Below are 25,668 nucleotides of genomic sequence, written 5' to 3'. Positions count from 1 at the left end.
TAAGGTGCAACCCTATATTTAGATATAGGGTTGCACCTTACACATACTATTTCTAAATCTAAAAGACTTTTAGTATCATTGAAGTTACCGGTAACCCAGATATAGATTTAAGCTCGTCCTTCGTTTTTTCTTTTATCAGTGATTTTGGTTAGATAATCAGTGATTTATATACCTTTATGATGGGTACTATTTTGTAATTTTGTACCATGATAATAGAAACTAAAACTATAAAGGGCAATGAAGAGTAAAAGTATGATTACGGTAGTGATCATGATGTTATGTATCACTATAAATGCACAGGAACAGAGTAATAAAACATTGGTGGCTTATTTCTCGGCAACAGGAACGACGGAAAAAGCAGCGAAGTTGATTGTAGAAGTTACAGGTGGTACGCTCTACGAGATACAACCTGAAAAGGAATATGTCACTGCTGATTTGGATTGGCATGACAAGTCTTCACGTAGCAGTGTGGAGATGTCAAATGCTAAATCACGCCCTGCATTAAAATCTAAACCGGAGAATCTTGCAGATTACGATATCATTTATATTGGTTTCCCTATTTGGTGGAATTCAGTTCCGAGAATCATCAATACTTTTATTGAAAGCGGTGATTTTGCAGGTAAAATGATTATTCCGTTTGCTACATCGGGTAGCAGTAGTATTTCTAATGCGGAAAAAGAGTTGCAGGAAACCTATCCTGATATGAAATGGCAGAAGGGTCAACTTCTGAATGGTGCGACGAAAAAAGATATTAAGAAATGGACTAAAAAATAAATTGTTATGAGAAAGAATTTTGGGGCAAAGCCCTTTACTTATCCGCAGCCGGTGTTTATTATCGCTGCTTATGATGAAAATGGTACTCCCAATGCTATGAATGCGGCTTGGGGTGGTATCAGCGAGATGCATGAAATTAGTATTTGTATTAGTGAGGGACATAAAACGACAGCCAATATACTGAAGCGTAAGGCTTTTACCGTAAGTATGGCAGAGGTCGGACAGGTGGTTGCCTGTGATTACGTGGGTATTGTTTCCGGCAATAAGGTTTCGGATAAATTTGCTCGTGCAGGTTTCCATGCTACTCGTTCGGAGTTTGTAGATGCACCGTTGATCGACGAATTATCTGTAGTGCTGGAATGTAAGTTGAAGGATTATAATCCAGAAACCTGCATTTTGCGTGGTGAGATAATAAACGTAAGTGTAGATGAACGTGTTCTCGACGAAAACGGAAAAGTGGATGTATCCAAAGTGTCTCCTATTATATTCGACCCGTTCAATAACGATTACCTGGAAGTGGGTAAAAAGATAGGTAATGCCTTTTCGGATGGAAAGAGATTGAAATAAGGAGTAGCATTATATATGAAAGAAATAAGAATAGACTGCGCACACCAGAGTGAGGCGGAACTTGCTTTGGCGAAAGAACAGGCACAATTGGTATTCCGCCTGAACCATACTATGCCGATGACGGACGAATATGATGAGCTGCTTCATCGTCTTTTTCCGGATATGGGGGAAGGCAGTCGTGTGAATACTCCGCTTACTGTCGTTCGTCCCCATGAGGTGAAGATTGGCCGCCATGTCATTATTATGAATGGTTGCCTGATGATGTCTGCCGGTGGTATTACGATTGACGATGATGCTCAGATAGCTGCCAACGTACAACTGATATCGAATAATCATGATCTTGACAATCGCTCGATTATTACTTGTAGACCGGTACATATTTGTAGCAGGGCATGGATAGGAGCAGGGGCTACGATCCTTCCGGGAGTTACAATCGGTGAGAATAGTGTTGTAGGAGCGGGCAGTGTTGTGACCAGTGATGTAGAACCGAACACGATTGTGGCAGGTAACCCCGCCAGGGTAATTCGAAGGATTTAGATTTTTCGATTATTGGTTATGGAAAAATATAAGAATGAAAACGGAAGGGATTGATTTCTCTTCCGTTTTTATTCTTGTGAACTCTCGTTTGTTACTTGTGGAGATTCAGACAATCTTCCTCTTTATATATGTTTGTGTTCTGGGACAATGCACAAGGCATTTCAAACAGGTACTACATCCATGTATGTTAACGATTTCATCTCTTGAAACAGATCTACTCCAAACTTTACCTTTAAGGACCTTTTTCTCGCAGATATTGACGCAAGTAATGCAATTTCCGCATTTTGGAGATAAGGGTTCATGCAATACCGTTTCCAGTGGAGTATCAGTCAAAACCGTGCCGAGACATTGTGCTGCGCCATATTCAGGGGTAATTAGCAGGTTGTTTTTTCCAATCCACCCTAATCCGCCAAGTAGTGCAACGGTTTTATGGGGCAATATTGATTCTTTTGTTTCAAAATTGAATACGCCATCAGCCACTAATCCTGTATCGGATTGCGATATGGCTTTATAGCCCTTCCCGGTAATGAACTTGGCTAATTCGTCTGCTATTTCTCCCGCCTTATGTTCGGTTTGCGAATATTCATCATCATCGAAATTGTAATTATCCGCTATCCGTGCTTGTACGTAGTCGGGAATATTAAATACCATTTTAGCATATTCTGCGGTTAGCGGAAGTGCAAAAACGATGGCGGTCGGGAGTTGTCTGTTTTGCTTTTCATCCAAATGTGATATGCCGACAAAGCGAATCAGTTCTGCTCCTTGATTTTTTAATTCGTTTTCTATCTCTTGGTTTAAGTATTTCATGTTTCTTTTTTTGTAATAGGGATATAAATATCTGTTATAAGCTCCGAAGCCGGAGTTTTTTCGGGAGTGTTGATGTAAGTCTCAAAGGTGAGCTGTTCTCGCAGGGTATAATCGCTTGTCGGCAACCAGTCAAGGTAAATATGGCGGTACACCTTATTCAGTTCATGATAAAACCCTTTGAAACGAAAGATTGCATATTCTCCCGCATGAATCTCATAAACGCCAAAGCCTTTCGGCGTTTCAAATGATTTGGGCAATATTACCCCAATCATAAAACGGCTTTGTTCTTCTGGCGTGATATACGGATAATCGAGAGTCAAACTTATGTATTTACATCCTTTTGAAGACAATTCATATTTTTCGGAAAATTGTAGCAACTGCTTCCACAAAACAGAGAAGCTATGGATGACATTATTTGTTCTTTCCAATTTCAAGTATGCGATTCGGATACCAGATATTTTTTCAATACTTGGTTCAATTCGTATCGGATTCTTTCTTTCAGGATTGACGTTTGAATGCTTTTTGCGAAATTCCGGAATGGAACAATTGAAATAACTCTTGAATGCCCTCGAAAGTGTATGCTTGTTCTGATAATTGATTTGCCCGAGAAGTTTCGGGACACTTATATCAGTTGTTATTAGCTTAAATGCAATGTACTCTAATCTCAGTCGTTGAATGTACATTCCCATATTTTCGCCACAAACTGCTTTGAAAAGCCTGCGAAAATAATATTTGGAGATACCTGCAACATGCGATAGCTTTTCGGAATTAAGGTCGTCAAACAAATGGCGGTTGATATACTCCTGAACTCTTATAATCAAATCATATTGCACATGAGCCGTATTGATCTTTTGTTTCCACCTCTTGATATTCGGAAGTCGTTTGGACATTTCCGCTCTCAATTCTTCCGAAGTGAGATTGACTCCTGTCTCTTTATAATATTCTTCGGGGAAAAGCCCCCAAAGATAAATGAGATAATCCATTGAGAAATCATAGAGTTTAACCCCGTTGTGCAAACAATAGTCGCAATACTCCACATTTTGGTTTGCTTTAAGATTGGTATAATCTATGTCTAATGGGATTCCACACGTTTGGCAATATTTTGTTTCAGCATTGATTTTCATATATTTCTTGTTCTTGGGGTGCAAAGTTAATCAATAGATTGTGCTAAAGGTTACCATAAGTAGTCTTCTTTTAAAAGAAAATAGGGAATGCCTTAATATAATTATAGATTCAATACTTTACATATAGAAATGGGTGATTATATTTTCATTAGTGTAAAATTTCTTTCTGTTAGGATTCTATTTAATAATTTGAGGGTACCCCTTAACTATAAATTAGCATTATTGATTTTCCCTTGCATCACTTAACCAAACTTGCTCTTATCTCTGTGTTAGGAGAAGAAGCAAAACCTGATCGTTTTATCGTGATAAGTGAAAGAACAGCGGCGGATAAAGTTGGTGGTTATTTCGGTGTCCAACCTGGACATCCGGAATAGATAAATTATACAGCCTACGCCTGAAATTGAATACTTGCCGGGTTCTTTTATTTCCCCTTTTGTGTTCTTTATCACTTCCTCACATTCTTTACTTTGCATCCCAAAACTTTCCCGTCGTCATGCCTGTTTCAGGACATACGCGCGATGCGGAACTAAAAATCAGAGTATTATGGATGAAAAAGAAAGGAATGCAGGAGGGACGCTAACCACGAACTTACCGGATCTGGCATGTTACATGCAGTCGGTGATCGGACAGTTGGAAGCGGACAAGAAACGTTCGGCGGTACATACGTACACGTATGCGCTGAAATCTGTTACGGAGTTTTACGGGGGTGAAGGAACACCGATGCCGGTGGATGAAGTTTTCACTCCGGGCAGGTTGAAGGAGTATGAGGAATGGATGAAACTGGAAGGGGCGCGAAAGAGAAGCTCCGGCAAGGAAGGGGCGCAAAAGATAGATAGGAGGCCGAAAGGGTTGAGCCTCAATACCATCTCTACCTACATGCGTGATTTGAAGGCGGTGTACAATCGGTTCGGGAGTTGTCTGTTTTGCCTTTCGTCCAAATGCGATATGCCGACAAAGCGAACCAGTCCTGCTCCATGATTTTTTAATTCATTTTCTATTTCTTGGTTTAAGTATTTCATGTTTCTTTTTTTGTAATAGGGATATAAATATCTGTTATAAGCTCCGCAGCCGGAGTTTTTTCGGGAGTGTTGATGTAAGTTTCAAAGGTGAACTGTTCCCGCAGGGTATAATCGCTTGCCGGCAACCGGTCGAGGTAATTATAGCCGTACACCTTATTCAGTTCATGATAAAACCACGCCGATACCCAGTATCGCACCCCCCTACTGCCAGTTGAATCCACCAGGCCGAACAGCAGGTAGATGCCTAATTGCAGAATCTGTAATTCGGGTTATATTCCCCGTAATTTATCTACTAAGTATATTCTCTTAACCACATACCTTTGTAACATGAAAAACAACAATTTAAACAATAGATAATTATGAGCAAGAAAGTATTGATTATATCATCCAGTCCGCGACGCGGGGGAAACTCTGATACACTTTGTGATGAGTTTATGCGTGGAGCCACAGAGGCGGGGAACGAAGTGAAAAAGGTTTTTCTACGGGACAAGACCATCCACTATTGTACGGGATGCGGCGTATGCAGCCAATATAAGAAGCCGTGTCCTCAGAAAGATGATGCGGCGGAAATTATTGAGAAAATGTTATCGGCCGATGTTATCGTTTTAGCGACACCCGTTTATTTTTATGCAATGAGTGCACAGTTGAAAACGTTACTCGACCGTTGTTGCGGCCCTTATACCGAAATGATTAATAAGGAGTTTTATTTTCTCGCTTCTGCTGCCGAGGGTAAAGAGGGACTTCCTTATTTGGAACATGTATTCGATAACCTCATGGGATTTATCGATTGTCTGGAAAATCCGGTAGTGAAAGGTAAAGTGCTTGCTACCGGTGTTTGGCATGTGGGTGAAATAAAAGGTAATCCGGCATTGGCAGAAGCATATGAAATGGGGAAACAAATTTCATAATATAGATTGGTATAGAATAAATTATTTCAAAACATAATCCTAAAACAGTATGGAAACAAAGACAGTAAAAGCTTACGGAACAGAATCGGCTGAAACACCGCTTCATCGTTTGGATATTCAGCGTCGTTCACTTCTACCGAACGATGTGGAAATTGATATTTTATATTGTGGAATTTGTCACTCAGACCTTCATTCTGTGCATAATGACTGGGGCGGAACTATTTATCCCATAGTTCCCGGACATGAGATTGTAGGATGTGTTACAGGAATTGGTTCGGATGTGACAAAATTTAAGGTTGGTGATTTAGCTGGTATTGGTTGCATTGTTGATAGTTGCGGACATTGCGAACACTGTCACAACGGTGAAGAGCAATATTGTGATGAAGGCTGGACTGTTGTTTTTAATTCGCCCGATAAATATCTTGGCGGACAGACCTATGGCGGTTTTTCGCAAGCTATTGTGGCCGATGCCAATTATGTACTGAAACTTCCTGAGACGATTGATCTTGCAGCATCAGCTCCCATTTTGTGTGCAGGAATTACCGTTTATTCGCCATTGAAGCATTGGGGGGCAGGTCCCGGAAAGAAAGTAGGTATTGTCGGTATCGGTGGGTTAGGCCACATGGCAATAAAGATTGCCAAGGCGATGGGAGCCCATGTTACTGTGTTTACAACATCTCCTTCAAAAATGAATACAGCCAGAGAATTGGGTGCAGACGAAGCTGTTCTGTCCACCGACCCCAGACAGATGGAATATCAGACTCGTTTTGATATGATCCTGGATACGGTTTCCGCACGGCATGACGTAAATATGTATCTGAATGCCTTGAAAGTGGACGGTAGTCTCGTTTTAGTTGGCCTTCCTAACCAACCGCTTGAAGTCGGTGCATTCAATATTGTAAATGGCCGCAAAAGTTTCTCCGGTTCCAATATTGGCGGTATTGCCGAAACACAAGAGGTGATTGATTTCTGTGCGGAACATCATATTACGGCTCAGATAGAGTTGATTGGTGTTGATCAGATAAACGAAGCCTTCCGACGTTTGGAGAAGAATGATGTCAAGTACCGTTTTGTGATTGACATGAAAGCGAAAAAAGTTTCTCCGAATACCGATAATGTGATGTAAGGTCCCATAGACTGATAACACGGACATGGTCCGTGTGTTTCATTTCCAACATATTGGTAGATATCAAAAAAAGCATTCTGTCCTTGTAAGGTATGGAATGCTTTTTTGCGTAATGCCGTTAGTTAGCTGTCTGTATCGCAGTGGCACTTTATGCCAAACTTAAAATTGGTGTAGGCATAAAGAAGCATAATCTGTAATTCGGGTTATGATGTCTGTAATATGTCTACAAGGAGTCTCTTTTCTTCCTTGTATATTTGCAATGTAGAAAGAAGACAATCAATTATTTAATTACTAAAATCAAGGAAGATATGAAACGAAATTTATTATTGGCAGCAACATCGTTTACGATGCTCAGTGCAAATCCTTCTTTTGCTCAAACCGATGCAGATAATTTCTATAGAAGCAATGTGGTAAATATGGAGAAGGTATCCTTTCCCAATCAGTACAAAATGAAAGTGGCAGGTAATCTCTTTTTGCCTAAAGAGATGAAAGCAGACGAGAAACGTCCGGCAATTATTGTAGGACATCCTATGGGAGCCGTCAAAGAGCAGAGTGCTAATCTCTATGCTACGAAAATGGCCGAACGCGGTTTTGTAACTTTATCCATCGACTTATCTTTCTGGGGAAGCAGCGAAGGAGAGCCTCGCAATGCAGTCCTTCCGGAGCTTTATGCGGAAGCCTTCAGTGCTGCAGTCGATTATCTGGGGACACGTTCATTTGTCGAACGTGAGCATATCGGTGTGATTGGGATTTGTGGCAGTGGAAGTTTTGCCATCAGTGCGGCAAAAATAGATCCTCGTCTGAAGGCCATTGCAACCATAAGTATGTACAACATGGGGACAGCCAGTCGTAATGGGCTGAAGCATGCCTTGACTTTGGAGCAACGGAAGCAAATCATGGTCGAAGCCGCTGAACAACGCTATGTAGAGTTCTTGGGTGGAGAAACCCGATATACTGGTGGAACTCCTCATGAAATAACAGAAAACTCCGATCCGATAGCACGTGAGTTCTATGAGTTCTACCGTACTTCACGGGGAGAATATACTCCTGAAGGAGCAACCCCATTGACCACTACACATCCCACGCTCAGCAGCAATGTCAAGTTTATGAATTTTTATCCGTTTGCTGATATTGAAACCATTTCACCACGTCCGATGCTTTTTGTTACCGGAGAGAATGCACATTCGCGTGAATTCAGTGAAGATGCCTACCGGCTTGCCGCCGAACCAAAAGAACTCTATATTGTGCCTGGTGCGGGTCATGTGGATCTTTACGACCGCGTGAATTTTATTCCGTTCGACAAATTGGAGGATTTCTTTAAGACATATTTGAAATAATAAAAGTTCATCCGACACAAATGCGTAGTTTTTTCTCATGCATTGCTGGAATCTGGTTTATCCGAAGAATGCGTTGTCTTGACGTTAGCTCCAGGTGCGGACATCCGTAACCTTGAATGCCGGTTCCATTTACCGGCCGGGGTAAATGCTTTTACATACCGAGGTAAATGGATTTACATGCCCAGGTAAAAGCTTTTACGTGCCTGGGTAAATGGATTTACGTCGATAGTAAAATTTAGGTAAATATAATATTCTGATTATCAATTCCATTTAAACGCTGATTCAACTGCGCATGTATCGGGTGAACCATAAAAAAGAAGGATATGGGAATGAAATATGATATAATCATTCTTTTGAGTTACTTTGATGGAGGATATACCAGGGGAAGAAATAAAATCGATAACTAAACAATCAAATCATGGAAATAATTAAGAATAAGGACTATGAAGGCGAACGTCCTTTGTTTGCCACACACGACTTGCAATTGGAAAACGTAACGATTCATGCCGGTGAATCCGCATTAAAAGAGTGCAGTAATATCATAGCAGTGAACTGCCGTTTTGAAGGTAAATATCCTTTCTGGCACACGAATGGTTTCATTGTGAGAAGCAGCTTTTTTACGGAAGGAGCACGTGCCGCACTTTGGTATTCACAAAATCTCCAGATGATGGATACCGTGGTAGAAGCTCCGAAAATGTTTCGTGAAATGGATGGTATCAAATTGGAAAACGTACAACTTCCCAATGCGTTGGAAACGTTCTGGCATTGTCGTAATGTAGAATTAAAAAAGGTACAGATAGATAAGGCCGATTACCTGTTCATGCATAGTGAAAATATCCGTATTGATAATTATAGCCAGAACGGGAATTATTCTTTTCAGTATTGCAAGAACGTAGAAATTCATAATGCTGTCATTAATTCGAAAGATGCCTTTTGGAATACGGAGAATGTAACCGTGTATGACTCTGAATTGAACGGAGAGTATTTGGGGTGGCACTCTCACAATCTACGTCTGGTAAATTGCAGAATCTCGGGAACGCAGCCACTTTGTTATGCTCACGACCTTGTTATGGAGAATTGTATGATGGCTGATGATGCTGACCTTTGTTTTGAATACAGCAGTTTGCAGGCAACTATTAACACTCCGGTACATAGTGTGAAGAATCCGCGTACCGGCAGTATAACGGCAGAAAGCTACGGGGAAATCATTATGGATGGAAGTATTAAAGCTCCTGCTGACTGCGCACTGCAACTATGGGACAACTTAACTTGCTTTAGCGCATGAAGTACGATTTTGATGAAATAATTTCCCGTCGTAATAGCAATTCCTATAAATGGGATGCGGTGATGGAAGAGGGTGTTCTGCCTATGTGGGTAGCCGATATGGATTTCCGTACGGCTCCTGCTGTGGTTGAAGTGTTACGTAAGCGGATGGATCATGGCATTTTTGGCTATACCAAAGTCCCTCCGGTTTATTATGATGCCATTATAAACTGGTTCACACGCCGGCATGGTTGGCAGATAGATAGAGATTGGATTATATACACTTCGGGAGTCGTTCCGGCTTTATCTGCCATAATCAAAGCCCTGACAGTTCCGGGTGACCGTGTGCTGGTACAAACCCCGGTTTACAATTGTTTCTTTTCTTCTATTCGTAATAATGGTTGCGAAATAGTAGCTAATCCCCTTGTATACACGAATGGAACATACCGGATTGATTTTGACGATTTGGCAAGGAAGGCTACCGATCCGAAAGTAAGACTATTGTTACTTTGCAATCCACACAATCCTGTAGGAAGGGTTTGGACCCGGGCAGAACTGATGTGTATCGGTGAAATTTGCCTTCGTAATGATGTACTGGTTGTAGCGGACGAGATACATTGTGAGTTGGTTTACTCGGGGCATACTTATATACCTTTTGCTTCTATTTCGGATGATTTCCGAACTCGTTCGGTTACCTGTACTTCGCCAAGCAAAGCATTCAACCTTGCCGGATTGCAGATTGCCAATATCTTTGCGGCTGATGAATCTGTACGTGTGAAAATAGATAAAGCAATCAATTTGAATGAGGTTTGTGACGTGAATCCGTTTGGTGTGGAAGCCTTAGTGGCCGCCTACAATGACGGGGAAGAGTGGCTGGAGGAACTGAAATGTTATCTGTCGGATAATTACCTGTACATGAGGACTTTTTTCAATAAGTATCTTCCACAATTTCCTGTTGTGAAATTGGAAGGTACATATCTGGTATGGGTAGATTGTTCGGTGCTGAATCGTAGTTCAAAGGAAATTGCAGAGTTATTATTGAAGGCAGAAAAACTTTGTATAAACGAAGGAAGTATGTATGGAGAAGCCGGTGAAGGCTTTATCCGTATCAATATAGCCTGTCCCCGACAGATATTGATTGACGGCCTAAATCGATTGAAGAGAGGTCTTAAAGAAATGAGTCTTTGCTATTGTCGGGATAGGTAGATGCTGCTCCATGATACAATTGAGTAAATATAAGAATAGTATTCCCGATAACAGTAGATAACTCTAAATAAGCCGGTGATAACTCATTGTTTTGTCTTTTCTTCGGTACTTTGCAGCTGTAACCCAAACAAAAAACGAAAAGATGAAACGGATTTACGTAACTTTAGTGTTTGTTGCTGCTGTCTGTTGGCAGGTGGCAGCGCAAAATGAAGACCGGATACTTTCTGCAGATAGCCTGATTACGATGGATGGACGTTTAGACAGTTTATACAGATCCTTGCCGGAAGTGATGGTGGTAGGTGAACGCCCGATAGTGAAAGCTATGCAAGGCAAACTTATATATGACCTGCCACGGCTCCTCCGGAATTTAGCGGTAGATAATGCTTATGATGCAGTGAAGGAGCTTCCCGGTGTCACGGAAATGAACGATAACCTTACTTTAGGTGGAAAGAGCGTTACTGTTGTATTGGATGGCAAAGTGACTACAATGACTCCCGAACAACTGAACACTCTATTAAAAAGTATTCCTGCCAGTCGTATAGAGAAAGCTGAAGTGATGTATTCGGCTCCAGCACGTTATCAGGTGCGTGGAGCCATGATAAACATTTGTCTGAAGCAAGGTGATTCCGGAGCAGCCTCCCTGCAAGGAGAAATTTTCAGTGACTACCGGCAAAAGCATTATGAAAACCTGACTGAGCGTGCGAGCCTTCTATATTCCGGACATAAATTTTCTGTAGACTTTCTTTACTCTTACAGTCATGGACGGAACTATTTCTTGACGGATAAGAAGGCTTTGCACACCTTGTCGGATGGTACGATACATCCCATGAACACCAACGAATCTCAAAAAAGTCGTTTTAACAGACACAATTTACGCTTGGGAGGTGATTATCTTTTTGCCGACGATCATCAGCTCAGTTTGACATACAATGCCCAGTTTATGAATGGCTTTAATTTAAGTACAGTGAATGGTACACAAACCTCAAATGCCCGTACCCGGATGGTCGATCAACTACATAACGGGCGGATCGATTATCACACCCCATTCGGAATGAAAGCAGGAGTGGAATATACTTATTATCATTCGCCTTCTTCACAATTGCTACATAGCCGGTTAGAAGGCGATGAATTGAATTTTCGTAGTAGCGATTCTCAGCGTATCAATCGTTGGAAGCTTTTCCTTTCTCAAGAACATGAACTGCCTAATGGATGGGGAGTAAACTATGGAGCTGTCTATACTACAAGTTTAGACAACAGCTATCAATATTATTATAATTCTGAGAATGACAACATGATGTTGGAAAGCAACAACATGAAATCTCGTCGGCGGGAACAAACACTGAATTTCTATGCCGGATTTAACAAGAGTTTTGGCGATAACTTGTCTTTGGATGCCTCGTTGGCTGCCGAACAATTCCATACGACTGTATGGAATGAATGGAGTCTATATCCGGCTTTTAATCTCAATTACACTCCGGCACCGGGAAACGTGTGGCAATTGTCACTCAGCAGCGATAAAAGTTATCCCGACTATTGGGCAACTCAAGATGCCGTGTCCTATATGGGCGGAGAATATTCGGAAATTCATGGAAATCCTTATCTGAAACCGGAAATTAATTATCAGCTACAATTGACTTATATTCTGAAGAGTAAATATATATTCAATGTCTGGTATAGCCATACTAAAGATAATGCAACACAAACTCTTTATCAGTCCCCCGACCGATTGGTCGAGATCTATAAATACTTCAATTTTGATTTTGAGCAACAAGCAGGTATACAAGCTGTTGTTCCATTTACGATAGGTCGCTGGCTAAGTTCACGTTTTACGTTGACCGGCGTTTACGATCGCCAGAAAGACAGTGACTTCTGGAATATTCCTTTTGACAGGAATGTATATTATGCCATGTTGAATATGAATCATACCCTGACCCTTTCTTCCCGTCCGGATCTCAGGTTGATTGTGAATGGGATGATGCGCAGTAAGGCAATACAGGGCATTTATGATTTACCGGTATCCGGCAATGTAGATGTAGCACTCAGATATACCTTTGCTGGTGGGAAAGCGTTGTTAACCTTTCGGTGCAATGACTTGTTTGAAACGGCTCAAATCTCTCCGCATATTCGTTATGCCACGCAGAACGTAACAAACCATTATTCCGCTTTTCGTGAATTGGGTATCTCGTTTACCTATAAATTCGGAGGATATAAAGAGAAGAAACGTGAAGGTGTGGATACTTCACGTTTCAAGTAGATTTACTCTTAAAAATTAAGGAGGGGCTATTGGACAGGTATGGTTACTGTTATTTTAGTACCTTCCTTGTATGTCGGATCGATATTTATCTCTCCGGATAACCTGCGGATAATTAGTTGACACAGATATAGTCCTAATCCATTTCCCGGAGTAAACGTGTTGAGTTTCGAGAAACGTTCGAATACCTCTTTGTGCTTGTCAACCGGAATACCGCATCCGGTATCTGTCACACTGATATGAAGCTGTTGGTGTGCTTCATCCATGCGGTAACGGAGGGTGATAGTTCCTTTTTCGGTAAATTTATTAGCATTGTTCAACAAGTGTTCTATAACCAATGATAAATATTTCTCATGGGTAGACAAAATGACAGGGTGTTCCGGTAAGTCCATATGATATTCTATATCAGGCTTATGATACCGGCTTAGTTGCTTCATTTCTTGTATGCAGATATGATGTAAATCGACTTGTTTACAAGGCAGTTTTTCCTGTGATACATCCAAGCTGGATACCTCGAGCATATTATTGATCAGTGAAGTCAGTAAGACCGTGTTCTTCTGCACCTCGTGTGAGAAGCTTTCGCGGTTTTCTTTATCTACTTCATCATTGAATATCAAATCAGAGAAACCGACAATGGCGTTAAGTGGTGTTCGTATCTCGTGGCAAATAGAATTAATGAAAGCTGTTTTCATCTTTTCACTTTCTTCGGCCTTTTGCTTGAGATTCCGGAGGTGAATCTTCATTTTTTTTTCTTTTTTCAGATTGTGATATAAATAAAGACAGATAACGATTACAATGGTCAGGATGATGAACAGGCATATCACTAAGATGCGTTTATTTTTTATTTCAAGTTGTGACTTTTCATTATTCAATTTGTTCACCTCATATTTTATTTGGAGTTCACTAAGTTGCTTTTGCATATTTTCAGTGTTTAGCGAATCTTTATACTGAGCAGATATTCTAAGGTATGCCAGCGCCTCCTTAAAATTGCCCATGGCCTCATATGTTTGTGATTGGATGTCGTAGAGTCCTGGCAGATTGTTTGGAATTATCGTTTGAGCTATTTGAATCAGACTGTCATTGGCAATTAATGCTTTCTCGTAATTGGGGTGAGGCTTTAAGTTCAAGTAATAGTTGTCCATTGATAGGAAATAATTGTACCGGTCGTACGGATTTGTCAGCTCCTTGTTCAGTTTTACTATTTGCTGCCAGTAATAATCCATCTTCTCGGGAGCTACCATGATAGCATTTGTCAACAGTGACGCATAGATTTGTAACTCACGTGCAGCCAGATTGTAAAAGGGGCGTTTTGCTTCGTAATGATCTTTATAATACAGTTGCTGATTTTCCAAATCTTCTTCCAAAAGACGGATCGCTGAGTCACATTCGTTCAAAAAGCTATAGATATTGGATAATTTCCAAACAATCATTGATACAAATTTAATGCGTTTCTCAGGAGGTAATTGCTTGGATAAGTTCATTGCTGTTTCCAAATAGGGGAGTGCTTCTTTCATCATTTCATTGGAATGAAGGCTACTTCCGGTGATATAAGCTTGTACGATCTTACTGTATAGAGATGGTGCGTCCGATTTCTTTTCTTCCGTAAACTGCAATTCCTTCGCAATGGCCTCTTCTGTCTCGTTATGGCTGCATAGCACATCGAAAAAACGCATGTGAAGATAAGCTGATAAAGGAATTATTTCTTTGACATTATGAGTTGCTTTTATCAGATTCATATAATGATACGCTGAATCCATGCGGTATTCTTTAGCCTCTCCACATGCAAGATCATTCAATGCATCAAGCATCATGGGTGTGTCACCTGCCTTTTTAGCTTCTCTATACATGCCAAGCAAATATGTTTTTTCGTCCGGTGTTTCAAAACAGATATCTGCCAAGTTTCTGTAGATACTGATTCGTTGAGCGGATACTGTTGTATGTTTTAGTTGTAGTAAGAGGCTGTCTTTTGCATGGTGATCTATAGCTGATACTATTCCGGTACAGATACATAGAGCCACAAAGATTATATATCGTATCATATTGCTTGTTTGTTTGTAAGTAGCAAATATACGTCTTTTTTCCCTGAAAAATCCAGCAATGATGTGGCATCTTTTTATCTCCACTAAAAAAAGGTAATAAAGACAACTTTGATATGGAGTTAATTGTTAATTTTGCGACTTCATTTACTAACTTAATAACTCTCAATATGAAATCAGACATAGAAATAGCACGTAGTGTTGAATTGAAGAAAATAAAACAAGTGGCTGAAAGCATCGGCATACCTCGCGATGAAGTAGAAAATTATGGCCGGTATATTGCAAAAATCCCTGAATATCTGATTGATGAAGAGAAGGTGAAACAGAGCAATCTGATTTTGGTCACTGCCATTACCGCAACGAAAGCAGGGATTGGTAAAACGACTGTATCCATAGGGCTTGTATTAGGATTAAACAAGATAGGTAAAAAGGCAATTGTTGCTTTGCGTGAACCTTCCCTGGGACCGTGTTTCGGTATGAAAGGAGGGGCAGCAGGAGGAGGTTATGCCCAGGTACTTCCGATGGAAAAGATTAATTTGCATTTTACCGGTGATTTTCATGCCATCACTTCGGCTCACAATATGATCTCTGCATTACTGGACAATTATTTATACCAGAATCAATCTAAAGGTTTTGGTCTGAAAGAGATTCTCTGGCGTCGCGTACTCGATGTCAACGATCGTTCATTGCGCAATATCGTAGTTGGTCTTGGTCCGAAAACAAATGGTATTACACAGGAATCCGGATTTGACATTACACCGGCTTCGGAAATTATGGCTATTCTTTGTCTTTCAAAGGATGTAGATGATCTCCGCCGTCGTATCGAAAATATTCTTTTAGGCTACACCTATGATAACAAACCGTTTACTGTAAAAGATCTGGGTGTGGCAGGGGCTATTACTGTCTTGCTGAAAGATGCTATACATCCGAATCTGGTACAGACTACCGAAGGCACCGCTGCATTTGTACATGGTGGCCCATTTGCTAATATTGCCCATGGCTGTAACTCTATTTTGGCAACAAAAATGGCGATGACTTTTGGAGATTATGTTATCACAGAAGCCGGCTTCGGTGCCGATCTGGGAGCAGAGAAATTTTATAATATTAAATGTCGTAAGAGCGGGCTTCAACCACGTCTGACAGTGATTGTTGCCACAGCACAAGGGCTCAAAATGCACGGAGGAGTAAGCCTGGACCGAATTAAAGAACCGAATCTTGAAGGATTGAGAGAAGGTTTGCGCAATTTGGACAAGCATGTTCGTAATCTTCATTCGTTCGGTCAGACGGTTATCGTTGCTTTCAATAAATTTGCGAGTGATACGGATGAAGAAATGGAGTTGCTTCGTGAGCACTGTGAGCAGTTAGGAGTAGGCTATGCTATCAATAATGCCTTTACGGAAGGAGGCGAGGGTGCTGTCGAACTGGCGAACCTTGTGGTTGAAACAATTGAAAACAAACCGTCTGAACCATTACAGTTTACATATGATGATGGAGACAGCGTACAGCAGAAAATCGAGAAAATCGCAATCAATCTATATGGTGCAAGTGTCGTGACTTATAGCACACTGACCCGTAACAAGATTAAATTGATTGAAGAAATGGGTATTGGTCATTATCCTGTATGTATTGCTAAAACCCAGTATTCTTTCTCAGCCGATCCGAAAGTATATGGTGCGGTAGATAATTTCGAACTTCATATTAAAGATATCGTTATAAATAACGGTGCCGAGATGATCGTAGCGATTGCGGGCGAAATAATGCGTATGCCGGGTTTACCTAAAGAACCACAAGCTCTGCATATTGACATCGTGGATGGTAATATTGAAGGATTGAGTTAAAAATAGTCCGATATAAAGCAATAAATAAATCCCCGCTATTCTTCTTGAAAGAATGGCGGGGATGACGGATATATAGAGTCCAGTGTGCTACTTCTTGATTCTTTCTAACACACTGTACGATTGTAGCTCCTTCTTATTATTGTATTGTTCAGAGCGGACAATTCCAATATTGGGTGCATACCATTCATATCCATAACCTTTTATTGTTTCCTGAGGAGTCCAGATATTCATTTCGTACTTTACTTTGGTACAATAGAATGCTCCTGCTGGAGTGTTTACCGTTTCGGTAGCAACAAATTCCCGGTCGAAGATAGAAATTTCGGCGCGGTTATTTTTATTGCCTTTTTGATAAAGACGCAGAGTGCCGTCATCAAACTCGTCATCGTCTCCCGGATTCATTGGATCGGAAAATGCATTCGGGTAATTCATTAAATCTCCCATCATATATACATCGGCATTCATCATATTAAGTGCAGTGGGGAATGTGGCCACATCTCCCATACTCATAGAGAAGTTACCGTCATTGCAGCGAGCTACCATTTGCCCGGAATTGAGTGTTTTTCCGGAAGCATCAGTAAATGTATAGTTGGCTACTACTTCCATTCCTGAAGGGTAATCGTAGGCTTGGTCTACTCTGTAGACAAGGATGTTGGTGAGTTTACCATCAGCGGTGTAACAATTACGAGTGATTTGCTCACCTTCTTGATTAGGAAAGAAGAAGGCGCAATCCTGATTTTGAGCCATAGCTCCTGCAGCAACAAATAATGTAGTTGCAACCATTAAATTTCTTATTTTCATATCAGTTTAGGTATTAAGTGAATATCTTCTTTTTTTAACTACTTAACAACGGTTCTTGGGAAGGAAAGGTTTTAGGGTGGGGTGTTAATGCCATGTTAAAAGAGCAAAAAAAAATGCCCGCAACTTTCTTCACAGAGAATTGCGAGCCCACGTATGTTATTGTTTAATACTAAAATGTGCTATTTAATAAGCGAAGATCGGATATTTTTCCATTGTCTTATTGACACGTGCACGTACTTGTGCTATCACTTCTTCGTTCTCTACGTTCGATAGAACGGTTTCGATCATTTCTGCAATCTCCAGCATCAGATCTTCTTTTGCACCACGAGTCGTGATAGCGGGAGTACCCAAACGGATACCTGAAGTCTGGAACGCAGAACGACTATCGAACGGAACCATGTTTTTATTGACTGTTATATCAGCAGATACAAGTGCTTTTTCGGCAACTTTACCTGTCAAGTCAGGATATTTACTGCGTAGATCCACCAGCATCGAATGATTATCCGTACCGCCGGAAACGATGGTAAAGCCACGGTCAATTAAGGCTTGTGCCAATACGGCAGCATTCTTTTGTACTTGCTTCTGATATTCCTTATATTCCGGTTGCAAACACTCACCGAAAGCTACGGCTTTAGCTGCAATTACATGTTCCAGCGGACCACCCTGTATTCCGGGGAATACAGCTGAGTCGAGCAACTGAGACATCATTTTAATTTCTCCTTTTGGAGTTTTCTTTCCCCATGGATTGGGGAAATCTTTACCCATCATGATTACACCGCCACGAGGTCCCCGCAAAGTCTTGTGGGTAGTTGAAGTTACGATATGAGCATATTTCACCGGGTTGTCCAACAGTCCTGCTGCAATTAATCCGGCAGGATGTGCCATATCAATCATAAGGATCGCACCCACCTTATCGGCAATTTCGCGCATACGTTTGTAATCCCATTCACGAGAGTAGGCTGAACCTCCTCCAATTATCATTTTGGGTTTCTCACGTAATGCCACTTCTTCCATCTGGTCGTAATCCACGCGACCGGTTTCCTGTTTTAAATTATATTCGCAGGGAGTGTAAATGATTCCCGAAGTATTTACTAATGAACCATGTGAAAGGTGACCTCCGTGTGCCAGGTTCAGTCCCATGAACTTGTCGCCCGGGTTCAACACAGCAAGAAATACAGCAGCATTAGCCTGTGCTCCTGAGTGAGGTTGTACATTGGCCCATTCTGCACCGAAAATCTCTTTCAAGCGGTCGATGGCAATTTGTTCACTCTGGTCTACCACCTCACAGCCGCCATAATAGCGTTTACCCGGATATCCTTCCGCATATTTGTTGGTAAGACAAGATCCCATTGCCTCCATCACCTGATCACTCACGAAATTCTCTGATGCGATCAGCTCAATGCCTTTCAACTGACGTTGATGTTCTTTTTCGATAATCTCGAAAATTAAATCGTCTCTTTTCATTATTTGTTATAATAAGATTAAAGTATATCTTGAAACCTTTATTATTATAATCGCACAAATTTAGGTAATATTTAAAGAGTGTGCAACCTTTTAGCTAAAAAAGTTATTTAAAATATAACTCCGAGTGAAAAACTAAGTACATTATCACGGCGTCGAAAAGTGATATTACTTACTTCGGGCTTACCTTCGACGTCTATATTATCGTAAGTAACAGACTTCGACAAGTTGCGAAGTCCTTGTTCATAACGAAAATCGAAAAAGATACGTGAAATGCTGACGCTTACTCCGATCACTGCGCTGGCATTGAAGGGATGTAACCTCTCATGGATGCCTTGCTGGTCGAAGTTCTCAAAGGTGATTTTATTTTTTTGATTCCACAGATATCTTAGTTTCGGTCCGGCAAAAAGAGACATGCTGTAAGGGCCTTGTCTTACTACGTGATAGCCGTAAAGCAACGGAAAATCAATACTGTGAATAGTTGAATTAACCGATGCATAGTCAGGTTCGATATCGGGATGTTGTGAACCCAGTTTGTCGAAAGTGATTTCGCATCTGCTGATGTTATACGATATCTCGGGCTGTATAAAATGTCTCTTCATGTTGAAGCGCATGAAGAGAGCACCGAAATAACCTATTTTATAATTATTCTGAATCTCGTCAATGGTTACATCTTTGATTTTCAGATTGGAAACCAAAAACATGGAAGAGTTAAAACCACCCCTGATTCCTACATTTATTTTGCGGTCATCCGGGCGTTTTTCCTTTTTATGATCACCTTCACCATAAGCGGCAAAAGTAATCCACATATATATAAAAAGGAGAATCACTCGTTTCATAGCTTCACTTTGTTTTCTTTTCTACTGACCAACCGAATTTACCGATCTTTTCTCCCAGATTATAATATCCCCCATGTACATATACAAGCGGATTAGCTTCTGCCAGTTCCAGTTTTCCGGTTTCCCGGTTTAAGTGACGGTCATCCGCCCGAATGTTTACCACATCGGCAATAAACATATCATGTGATCCTAAAGATACAATTTCTTTTACCCGGCATTCGATACAAAGGGGAGATTCCTCAATGAGAGGCGCACTCACCACCGTGCATTTACCCGGTGTCAGTTTCATTTCTTCAAATTTGTGATAATCCTTACCCGACCGTACCCCACACCAATCTGTTGCAAAAGCCATATCCCGGGTTGTCAGGTTGATCACAAACTCCATATTCTTTTTTATAATAGGATAGGAGTAGCGTTCGGGACGGACAGAAATATAACACATCGGTGGATTGGTACAAATGGTTCCGGTCCAAGCCACCGTAAGTATATTGTATTCACTTTCATTGTTTCCGCAACTCACCAGTACGGCAGGCAACGGATAAATCAGGGTTCCGGGTTTCCAGTCTTGCTTCATCTTTTTTATTAATAGCGTGCTATATGCGCTACAAGTGCTATTACGTCATAGCACAGTATTTTAAAACTCGTAGCGCTGTGACACGTAACTAAATGATTGTGATATCTTCTCTTTTCTGTTCTTTTTCGCAATAATGGCATTTTATAACGCAACTATCCTTGTCAATCACATGGAATAACGTGGCCATCGGTTCATTGTTCGTAATACATTTCGGGTTGGCACATTTCACTATACCTTTTAACTCGTCCGGCATACGTACCTCTTTCTTTTCTACCACTTCGTAGTCACGGATAATGTTTAGTTTTACATGAGGTGCTACTACGGAAATACGGTTGATTTCTTCGTCACAGAAGAACTTGTCAGCAATCTTGATGATCCCTTTCTTACCCAGTTTCTTGCTGTCCAGATTGAATCCGATAGTAATATTGGTCGTCATGTGTTCCAACCCAAGCAGTGAAACTACAGTAAAGAGTTTCTCCGAAGGGATATGGTCAATAACAGTGCCGTTTTTCAGTGCGGCCACCTGTAGTTCTTGTTTATTCTCGCTCATGATTTTATAAAATATCTTGTAAAGTGATTCCTAATACATCGCAAAGTATAGCTTGACGGGCATAGAGACCGTTCTGTGCCTGCTGAAAGTAGTATGCTTTCGGACTATCGTCTACGTCATAAGCTATTTCGTTAACACGTGGCAATGGATGCAGGATACGGAGGTTAGAGCGAGTGTTTTCGAGCATTTTCGCTTTCAGGATATATACATTCTTCACCCGTTCATATTCCATTAGGTCAGTGAAACGCTCACGTTGTACGCGGGTCATGTAAAGAATATCCGCATCCTTAATTACCTCTTCGTTGAAGTCTGTGTGCTCCACATATTTTATGTTATGTTCTTTGCAATAAATCTTATATTCTTCCGGCATCTTCAGCTCTTCGGGAGCAATGAAGTGGAAAGTCGGATTAAAATGCCGCATTGCCATCAGTAAAGAGTGTACTGTACGTCCGTATTTCAGGTCACCTACCAGATAGATGTTCAGATTCTCCAGTGTACCTTGTGTTTTATAAATGGAGTAGAGATCGAGCATTGTTTGTGAAGGGTGCTGATTGGCTCCGTCTCCGGCGTTTACGATAGGCACTGGGGCCACTTCACTGGCATAGCGTGCTGCTCCTTCCAGAAAATGCCGCATTACAATCACGTCAGCGTAGTTACTAACCATCATAATTGTATCTTTCAGAGTTTCCCCTTTGGATGAGCTGGTGGCTTTAGGATCCGAGAATCCGATAACCCGTGCGCCCAGGCGATTGGCAGCAGTTTCGAAACTTAGCCGGGTGCGGGTAGAAGGTTCAAAAAATAGGGTAGCCACTACTTTACCTTCCAATAACCGGCGGTTGGGATTCTTCTCAAATTGTTTCGCCATTTCGAGCATATAGAGGATTTTTTCTTTCGAATGCTCCGCTATGGTTACTAAACTTCTGTTTTCCATATCGTTATATGTTTATTGATATATCCTTTATTTCGGTTTGTAAAGATACGAAGAAAAATACAGGTTCTGCAAGATTTTCATCGTCTTTTTATGAGTAATTCTACTACTATGACTATTTATATTTTGCATAATTATTTGGAAAATATGCGCAATAGTATTACCTTTGCACTGTAATTAATGAATGATATGAACCGATTGTTTACTACATATAGCATACACAATGCCGTGCGAGAAAATAAGATTCTGTACGGACACTGCATTGTGCATGTACATTGGTTTAGCGGATTTATCTGAATTACTCCCTGTTTTGTAGTTTGATTTATCTCTTTTCGTTTCCTTATTAAATAAAGGTGAAAGGGAGGATCTGTCCGGCAGCTCATACATAAAAGTTGCCAGGGATTGCATTGTGTAACTTTTTAAAATATACGAGTATGTTTTCCATTATATCTATCATGTTTTTAGGTATTGGCATCGGTTATTTGCTGCGTAACCTGAAATTTCTGGAGAAAGTAGAAAAGAGTACTTCGCTTACGATATTCCTGCTACTTTTTGTGCTGGGCCTTTCGATAGGCTCCAATAGTTTAATCGTAAATAATCTGGGTAAATTCGGATGGCAAGCCATTGTGTTGGCCACTTCAAGTATCTTGGGCAGCATGTTGGCTTCTTTTCTCGTATTACGCCTGTTTTTCAAGAAAGGAGGAAAATCATGAAAGGTAGTCTGATTGTTGTCGCATTTTTCTGTATAGGCTGTTTGGTCGGAATCTTCAATGATTTCCAGTTTGACATGCACAATCTTTCTATGTATATACTTTATGCGTTGATGTTGCAGGTTGGCATCAGTATCGGAAGCAATAAGAATCTGAAATTTCTGATCAAAAGTCTACGCCCCAATATGCTTTTAGTGCCGATAGCTACTATTGTCGGAACCCTTCTTTTTTCAGCTTTTGCCAGTTTATTGTTGAGTCAGTGGAGTGTATTCGATTGTATGGCAGTGGGAAGTGGATTTGCATATTATTCCCTTTCATCCATCTTGATTACTCAGTTTAAGGAAGCTTCTGTAGGATTACAGTTGGCAACGGAACTTGGTACAATTGCTTTGCTGGCCAATATTTTCCGCGAAATGATGGCATTGCTGGGCGCACCACTGATCAGGAAATATTTTGGGAAACTGGCCCCTATTTCTGCTGCCGGTGTAAATTCAATGGATGTATTGTTGCCGTCCATTACTCACTATTCGGGAAAGGACATGATACCTGTTGCCATCTTTCACGGAATCCTCATTGATATGAGTGTACCTTTCTTTGTTTCATTCTTCTGCAGTTTATAGTTATATTTCTTCATTAACTATCTCCCAGCCATTAATCTTGATAATGACCGGGATGTAGTTATCGAAGGATATTTCAATGGTGAAATCATGGTTATGCTCAAAATCAATATTGGGATTTTCGCCTATGAGTTTACCAATAAGATTCTCATCATAGCGGATTGTACCTGTTTTGTCGGCAATTCGCAGCCGGGGTTCTCTATCCTTTTCCAGTCTCATTACATTGAAGTCGGCAATCAACGGATCTGATTGTCCCGATGATGCTTCATAAATGGGAATATAGCTTATCTGGTCATCATCGGAGAATTGTGAATCATATCCATACTTACCGTTATTATCCTCTATATAAATGTTGTCACTTCTGTCTTGATTCAAATTATGAGCAATGACCCGGATATGATTCGTCATTTGTTTCAAGTTTATCAATACAATTGTTTTTTCTTTACTGTTAAGCCCGACTATATCGTGCATACCGTGATAGAGCAGTTTGGGCTGATTGATTACCCGGTTGTCCTCCTGACGTTTTACAGATAGAAAGAAATCATCGATATAAGTTTTTCCCGGCACACATTCAGAAGTCTGATAAGTACTTTTATCATAGCCACCCCATGCTACAAATTGGTAACTGCCCTGTTTGTAAGGCAGCTCCATGACATAATCGTCATTGATTGAAGTCATAGAATCGTTTACCTGAGAGATAAAAAGCCCTTTTTCATCGAATATGAAAACAGCCAACCGATCGATACCTTGTGGAGTGTTCTGTCTTGAGTCTGCATTTGTATCATAGCTGAATTTGAGGGCCAACCCTCCATCATCCCGGGGACATCCGGACATATCTTCCCGAATGCAATTCGTGAGTACGAAAGGCAATATAATGAATATGAATACTCTGAATCCGGCTTCTATCTTGCAGGTGAACATTCTGTGGGACATTAATTAGCTGGTTATAAATCGTGATCTTCTTCAATCACCTCCCAAGGGATAATCTGGATGTCGACTCCAATCCATGAATTAGGCTTGATTGGTTCTCCGCTGTCAAAGTTATCCGAAGGATTTCCCGGTGCTTGTATAGAATTGATGTTGATCTTAAAATATTGGTTTCTGTAGATATTATAAGGAGCCTGTGGTGTGACTGCATCACTGTTAACAAAAATATGATAGTAACACAATCCGTTGCTATACGTATTCTCCGATAATAGGTAGGCCCCATTGATAGATGGCATTTGCGGAGTATTTGCGGCACATAGCTCCGCAAACTTTTCTGCCGTAGGTCCATCTATAAAGTAATTGGCAACACCATCGGCAGTCCGCACGACAAAGAATGTTTTATCCGCCGGTTTCGGATTCACGATGATTTCAAAATCAGCCGCAACTGTAGGGGGATTTATTTTGGCAGATATGATGTTAGTGGGTGTAAATACCCCGCTGACACTGATAAAAGTTGCTGCATCCACATTGGATGTACCCGAAATATACTGGAATGCATTTTCCGTAGCATAAGAAAAAGAGGTAGGCACATCAGCCGAAGCATAAACGTTGATGGCATCTGCTCCCCTCGTAAAATCTGCTGCGGTATAATTAGCCCAGTTATAGTCTTTGATGAGAGCGTCCCTGTTATCCTGAATAAAGTAGAATTTTTTATTCAGGTTTCTCCAGCCGAACTTCAGATCTGTCATCGTTCCGCCTCCATTCACTACAAAGCTCTGTGATTGGAACACCGCCGCTTTTGCAGTGACGCGATTTACAGAAATGGTTATGTGATTGTTTTCGGCTTCACTTTTCTTCTCATATAAGTCAGTAGCGGGCGTAAGGGTCGGATAAGCACTATTGAACATGACAAATCCATTTGTTTGATCGGCCAATTTTGTTATTTCTTGTGTGAAATCTTTATAGCTGAATGCACCTAATCCATTAGAAGTAATATAGTTCACTATTTCTGCATTAAGGTTTACTCCCGCAAAAATATATTTATCCGTCTTTTTGGTACTGACCGGTTGGCTGGTCACCCAGGTAGAACTCCCGGCTGGTTTCTGTGTGAGTGTGCCTCCTGCGACCGTAAATTCAGCTACAGTAGGTGTATTGGGAGATTCTGCGTCATAAATAAACACATGTAGGGATTTCACTGTATTTTCCGCTGCAATTCCCGGATCTGTAGATACTGCACGTGTCTTCGATGCGTGGGGAATGCTGATGGAAAAAGAGGCATATGCATCCGGGGCAATTACGTCCGGATTGCTGGGCTGGTCAACCCAATCATTGTCATTGCTGCATGCGGCCATAGTCAATGCAACCAGTGTAGTCATAAAGATTTTACTTGTTTTCATTATCTTTTTATTTAAGTGGATATACTACGTTTTTTTCAGATAACAAATATACCTTCCAGACAGCAACGATTTGT

At 40.9% G+C, this 25,668-nt stretch carries 23 protein-coding genes and 3 pseudogenes; 13 read left to right on the top strand and 13 right to left on the bottom strand.

The annotated features are described in order from the left end of the window. Positions 1-237 precede the first annotated feature (237 nt). The 3 genes from QK890_RS01835 to QK890_RS01825 are packed head-to-tail and all read left to right on the top strand — an operon-like array spanning position 238 to position 1,878. Positions 238-774: a flavodoxin gene (locus tag QK890_RS01835; RefSeq protein ID WP_032539325.1), complete on the top strand. Its 537-nt coding sequence runs from the start codon at positions 238-240 to the stop codon at positions 772-774. Between the two features lie 6 nt (positions 775-780). Further along, positions 781-1,341: a flavin reductase family protein gene (locus QK890_RS01830; RefSeq protein WP_005805930.1), complete on the top strand. Its 561-nt coding sequence runs from the start codon at positions 781-783 to the stop codon at positions 1,339-1,341. A gap of 15 nt (positions 1,342-1,356) precedes the next feature. Continuing rightward, positions 1,357-1,878 (top strand): DapH/DapD/GlmU-related protein, encoded by a 522-nt coding sequence (locus tag QK890_RS01825; protein ID WP_005805932.1) that lies wholly within the window; start codon positions 1,357-1,359, stop codon positions 1,876-1,878. A gap of 105 nt (positions 1,879-1,983) precedes the next feature. Here the strand turns inward: QK890_RS01825 and QK890_RS01820 are convergent, their stop codons facing one another. Together QK890_RS01820 and QK890_RS01815 are read right to left on the bottom strand one after the other, a co-directional pair. After that, the gene (locus QK890_RS01820; RefSeq protein WP_022012790.1) at positions 1,984-2,685 is read right to left on the bottom strand and encodes an epoxyqueuosine reductase; all 702 of its coding nucleotides are present in this window, start codon (positions 2,683-2,685) and stop codon (positions 1,984-1,986) included. Then, positions 2,682-3,809: a GyrI-like domain-containing protein gene (locus tag QK890_RS01815; RefSeq protein WP_032539324.1), complete on the bottom strand. Its 1,128-nt coding sequence runs from the start codon at positions 3,807-3,809 to the stop codon at positions 2,682-2,684. The genes QK890_RS01820 and QK890_RS01815 overlap by 4 nt, the downstream gene beginning before the upstream one ends. Positions 3,810-4,352: 543 nt before the next feature. On the opposite strand from QK890_RS01815, the pseudogene QK890_RS01810 reads away from it, so the two are divergent. Then, positions 4,353-4,715 (top strand): annotated as a pseudogene (locus QK890_RS01810) (phage integrase SAM-like domain-containing protein); the annotation flags it as partial. Here the strand turns inward: QK890_RS01810 and QK890_RS01805 are convergent. Together QK890_RS01805 and QK890_RS01800 are read right to left on the bottom strand one after the other, a co-directional pair. Beyond that, positions 4,709-4,828: pseudogene (locus QK890_RS01805) on the bottom strand (epoxyqueuosine reductase); the annotation flags it as partial. The pseudogenes QK890_RS01810 and QK890_RS01805 overlap by 7 nt on opposite strands. Next, positions 4,825-4,998, bottom strand: a pseudogene (locus QK890_RS01800) (GyrI-like domain-containing protein); the annotation flags it as partial. The pseudogenes QK890_RS01800 and QK890_RS01805, both read right to left, overlap by 4 nt. A 189-nt stretch (positions 4,999-5,187) precedes the next feature. On the opposite strand from QK890_RS01800, the gene QK890_RS01795 reads away from it, so the two are divergent. From QK890_RS01795 to QK890_RS01770, 6 genes are all read left to right on the top strand, one after another. Beyond that, entirely contained in the window at positions 5,188-5,736 is a 549-nt protein-coding gene (locus QK890_RS01795) for a flavodoxin family protein (protein WP_032539320.1), read from the top strand. Between the two features lie 49 nt (positions 5,737-5,785). Beyond that, positions 5,786-6,862 (top strand): NAD(P)-dependent alcohol dehydrogenase, encoded by a 1,077-nt coding sequence (locus QK890_RS01790; protein WP_032537142.1) that lies wholly within the window; start codon positions 5,786-5,788, stop codon positions 6,860-6,862. Positions 6,863-7,170: 308 nt separating this feature from the next. Continuing rightward, positions 7,171-8,199 carry an alpha/beta hydrolase gene (locus QK890_RS01785; protein ID WP_005805943.1) on the top strand — a complete coding sequence of 343 codons (1,029 nt, stop codon included), beginning with the start codon at positions 7,171-7,173 and terminating at the stop codon, positions 8,197-8,199. 418 nt (positions 8,200-8,617) lie between these two features. Further along, the gene (locus QK890_RS01780) at positions 8,618-9,484 is read left to right on the top strand and encodes a DUF3737 family protein (RefSeq protein WP_005777594.1); all 867 of its coding nucleotides are present in this window, start codon (positions 8,618-8,620) and stop codon (positions 9,482-9,484) included. Further along, positions 9,481-10,668, top strand: coding sequence for a MalY/PatB family protein (locus tag QK890_RS01775; protein ID WP_032537141.1), 1,188 nt, complete (start codon positions 9,481-9,483; stop codon positions 10,666-10,668). The genes QK890_RS01780 and QK890_RS01775 overlap by 4 nt, the downstream gene beginning before the upstream one ends. 142 nt (positions 10,669-10,810) lie before the next feature. Then, entirely contained in the window at positions 10,811-12,922 is a 2,112-nt protein-coding gene (locus QK890_RS01770; RefSeq protein ID WP_032537140.1) for an outer membrane beta-barrel family protein, read from the top strand. A gap of 26 nt (positions 12,923-12,948) precedes the next feature. Here the strand turns inward: QK890_RS01770 and QK890_RS01765 are convergent, their stop codons facing one another. Beyond that, positions 12,949-14,958, bottom strand: a complete 2,010-nt coding sequence (locus tag QK890_RS01765) for a sensor histidine kinase KdpD (protein WP_005805948.1) — start codon at positions 14,956-14,958, stop codon at positions 12,949-12,951. Positions 14,959-15,125: 167 nt separating this feature from the next. On the opposite strand from QK890_RS01765, the gene QK890_RS01760 reads away from it, so the two are divergent. Further along, complete coding sequence (locus QK890_RS01760; protein ID WP_367627136.1) at positions 15,126-16,793, top strand: formate--tetrahydrofolate ligase; 1,668 nt, start codon at positions 15,126-15,128, stop codon at positions 16,791-16,793. A gap of 87 nt (positions 16,794-16,880) precedes the next feature. Here the strand turns inward: QK890_RS01760 and QK890_RS01755 are convergent, their stop codons facing one another. The 6 genes from QK890_RS01755 to pyrB all read right to left on the bottom strand — a co-directional run bounded on the left by QK890_RS01755 (position 16,881) and on the right by pyrB (position 21,946). After that, positions 16,881-17,591 (bottom strand): hypothetical protein, encoded by a 711-nt coding sequence (locus QK890_RS01755; protein ID WP_005777603.1) that lies wholly within the window; start codon positions 17,589-17,591, stop codon positions 16,881-16,883. A gap of 183 nt (positions 17,592-17,774) precedes the next feature. Next, positions 17,775-19,055, bottom strand: coding sequence for a serine hydroxymethyltransferase (glyA, locus tag QK890_RS01750; protein WP_005805953.1), 1,281 nt, complete (start codon positions 19,053-19,055; stop codon positions 17,775-17,777). A gap of 107 nt (positions 19,056-19,162) precedes the next feature. Then, positions 19,163-19,891 (bottom strand): porin family protein, encoded by a 729-nt coding sequence (locus QK890_RS01745; protein WP_005805955.1) that lies wholly within the window; start codon positions 19,889-19,891, stop codon positions 19,163-19,165. A gap of 4 nt (positions 19,892-19,895) precedes the next feature. Then, the gene (locus tag QK890_RS01740) at positions 19,896-20,465 is read right to left on the bottom strand and encodes a flavin reductase family protein (RefSeq protein WP_005805957.1); all 570 of its coding nucleotides are present in this window, start codon (positions 20,463-20,465) and stop codon (positions 19,896-19,898) included. 88 nt (positions 20,466-20,553) lie between these two features. Beyond that, on the bottom strand, positions 20,554-21,015 hold the full coding sequence (pyrI, locus tag QK890_RS01735; RefSeq protein WP_005777611.1) for an aspartate carbamoyltransferase regulatory subunit: 462 nt from the start codon (positions 21,013-21,015) through the stop codon (positions 20,554-20,556). 4 nt (positions 21,016-21,019) lie between these two features. Then, positions 21,020-21,946, bottom strand: coding sequence for an aspartate carbamoyltransferase (pyrB, locus tag QK890_RS01730; RefSeq protein ID WP_005805962.1), 927 nt, complete (start codon positions 21,944-21,946; stop codon positions 21,020-21,022). A gap of 431 nt (positions 21,947-22,377) precedes the next feature. On the opposite strand from pyrB, the gene QK890_RS01725 reads away from it, so the two are divergent. After that, on the top strand, positions 22,378-22,656 hold the full coding sequence (locus QK890_RS01725) for a LysO family transporter (RefSeq protein WP_005777620.1): 279 nt from the start codon (positions 22,378-22,380) through the stop codon (positions 22,654-22,656). Further along, positions 22,653-23,273 carry a lysine exporter LysO family protein gene (locus tag QK890_RS01720; protein ID WP_005805967.1) on the top strand — a complete coding sequence of 207 codons (621 nt, stop codon included), beginning with the start codon at positions 22,653-22,655 and terminating at the stop codon, positions 23,271-23,273. The genes QK890_RS01725 and QK890_RS01720 overlap by 4 nt, the downstream gene beginning before the upstream one ends. On the opposite strand, the gene QK890_RS01715 is transcribed toward QK890_RS01720, so the two are convergent. Together QK890_RS01715 and QK890_RS01710 are read right to left on the bottom strand one after the other, a co-directional pair. Further along, positions 23,274-24,191: a FimB/Mfa2 family fimbrial subunit gene (locus QK890_RS01715; protein WP_005805970.1), complete on the bottom strand. Its 918-nt coding sequence runs from the start codon at positions 24,189-24,191 to the stop codon at positions 23,274-23,276. A 23-nt stretch (positions 24,192-24,214) separates the two neighbouring features. Beyond that, a complete protein-coding gene (locus QK890_RS01710) occupies positions 24,215-25,594 on the bottom strand; it encodes an Mfa1 family fimbria major subunit (RefSeq protein ID WP_032537137.1) in 1,380 nt (459 codons plus the stop codon). Positions 25,595-25,668: the final 74 nt, after the last annotated feature.

It is taken from the genome of Bacteroides sp. NGMCC 1.200775 (genome assembly GCF_040798045.1).
GTDB classification, from domain to species: domain Bacteria; phylum Bacteroidota; class Bacteroidia; order Bacteroidales; family Bacteroidaceae; genus Bacteroides; species Bacteroides hominis.
This window is presented reverse-complemented; position numbering and strand designations above follow the sequence as displayed.

Excerpts from the sequence above, each read along its gene's own strand:
- QK890_RS01825 (WP_005805932.1), top strand. The coding sequence starts at position 1,357 with ATGAAAGAAATAAGAATAGACTGCGCACACCAGAGTGAGGCGGAACTT.
- QK890_RS01835 (WP_032539325.1), top strand. The coding sequence starts at position 238 with ATGAAGAGTAAAAGTATGATTACGGTAGTGATCATGATGTTATGTATC.
- QK890_RS01790 (WP_032537142.1), top strand. The coding sequence starts at position 5,786 with ATGGAAACAAAGACAGTAAAAGCTTACGGAACAGAATCGGCTGAAACA.
- glyA (WP_005805953.1), bottom strand. The coding sequence starts at position 19,055 with ATGAAAAGAGACGATTTAATTTTCGAGATTATCGAAAAAGAACATCAA.
- QK890_RS01785 (WP_005805943.1), top strand. The coding sequence starts at position 7,171 with ATGAAACGAAATTTATTATTGGCAGCAACATCGTTTACGATGCTCAGT.
- QK890_RS01765 (WP_005805948.1), bottom strand. The coding sequence starts at position 14,958 with ATGATACGATATATAATCTTTGTGGCTCTATGTATCTGTACCGGAATA.
- QK890_RS01795 (WP_032539320.1), top strand. The coding sequence starts at position 5,188 with ATGAGCAAGAAAGTATTGATTATATCATCCAGTCCGCGACGCGGGGGA.
- QK890_RS01710 (WP_032537137.1), bottom strand. The coding sequence starts at position 25,594 with ATGAAAACAAGTAAAATCTTTATGACTACACTGGTTGCATTGACTATG.
- QK890_RS01815 (WP_032539324.1), bottom strand. The coding sequence starts at position 3,809 with ATGAAAATCAATGCTGAAACAAAATATTGCCAAACGTGTGGAATCCCA.
- pyrI (WP_005777611.1), bottom strand. The coding sequence starts at position 21,015 with ATGAGCGAGAATAAACAAGAACTACAGGTGGCCGCACTGAAAAACGGC.
- QK890_RS01775 (WP_032537141.1), top strand. The coding sequence starts at position 9,481 with ATGAAGTACGATTTTGATGAAATAATTTCCCGTCGTAATAGCAATTCC.
- QK890_RS01760 (WP_367627136.1), top strand. The coding sequence starts at position 15,126 with ATGAAATCAGACATAGAAATAGCACGTAGTGTTGAATTGAAGAAAATA.
- QK890_RS01725 (WP_005777620.1), top strand. The coding sequence starts at position 22,378 with ATGTTTTCCATTATATCTATCATGTTTTTAGGTATTGGCATCGGTTAT.
- QK890_RS01715 (WP_005805970.1), bottom strand. The coding sequence starts at position 24,191 with ATGTTCACCTGCAAGATAGAAGCCGGATTCAGAGTATTCATATTCATT.
- pyrB (WP_005805962.1), bottom strand. The coding sequence starts at position 21,946 with ATGGAAAACAGAAGTTTAGTAACCATAGCGGAGCATTCGAAAGAAAAA.
- QK890_RS01820 (WP_022012790.1), bottom strand. The coding sequence starts at position 2,685 with ATGAAATACTTAAACCAAGAGATAGAAAACGAATTAAAAAATCAAGGA.
- QK890_RS01740 (WP_005805957.1), bottom strand. The coding sequence starts at position 20,465 with ATGAAGCAAGACTGGAAACCCGGAACCCTGATTTATCCGTTGCCTGCC.
- QK890_RS01720 (WP_005805967.1), top strand. The coding sequence starts at position 22,653 with ATGAAAGGTAGTCTGATTGTTGTCGCATTTTTCTGTATAGGCTGTTTG.
- QK890_RS01830 (WP_005805930.1), top strand. The coding sequence starts at position 781 with ATGAGAAAGAATTTTGGGGCAAAGCCCTTTACTTATCCGCAGCCGGTG.
- QK890_RS01755 (WP_005777603.1), bottom strand. The coding sequence starts at position 17,591 with ATGAAAATAAGAAATTTAATGGTTGCAACTACATTATTTGTTGCTGCA.
- QK890_RS01770 (WP_032537140.1), top strand. The coding sequence starts at position 10,811 with ATGAAACGGATTTACGTAACTTTAGTGTTTGTTGCTGCTGTCTGTTGG.
- QK890_RS01745 (WP_005805955.1), bottom strand. The coding sequence starts at position 19,891 with ATGAAACGAGTGATTCTCCTTTTTATATATATGTGGATTACTTTTGCC.
- QK890_RS01780 (WP_005777594.1), top strand. The coding sequence starts at position 8,618 with ATGGAAATAATTAAGAATAAGGACTATGAAGGCGAACGTCCTTTGTTT.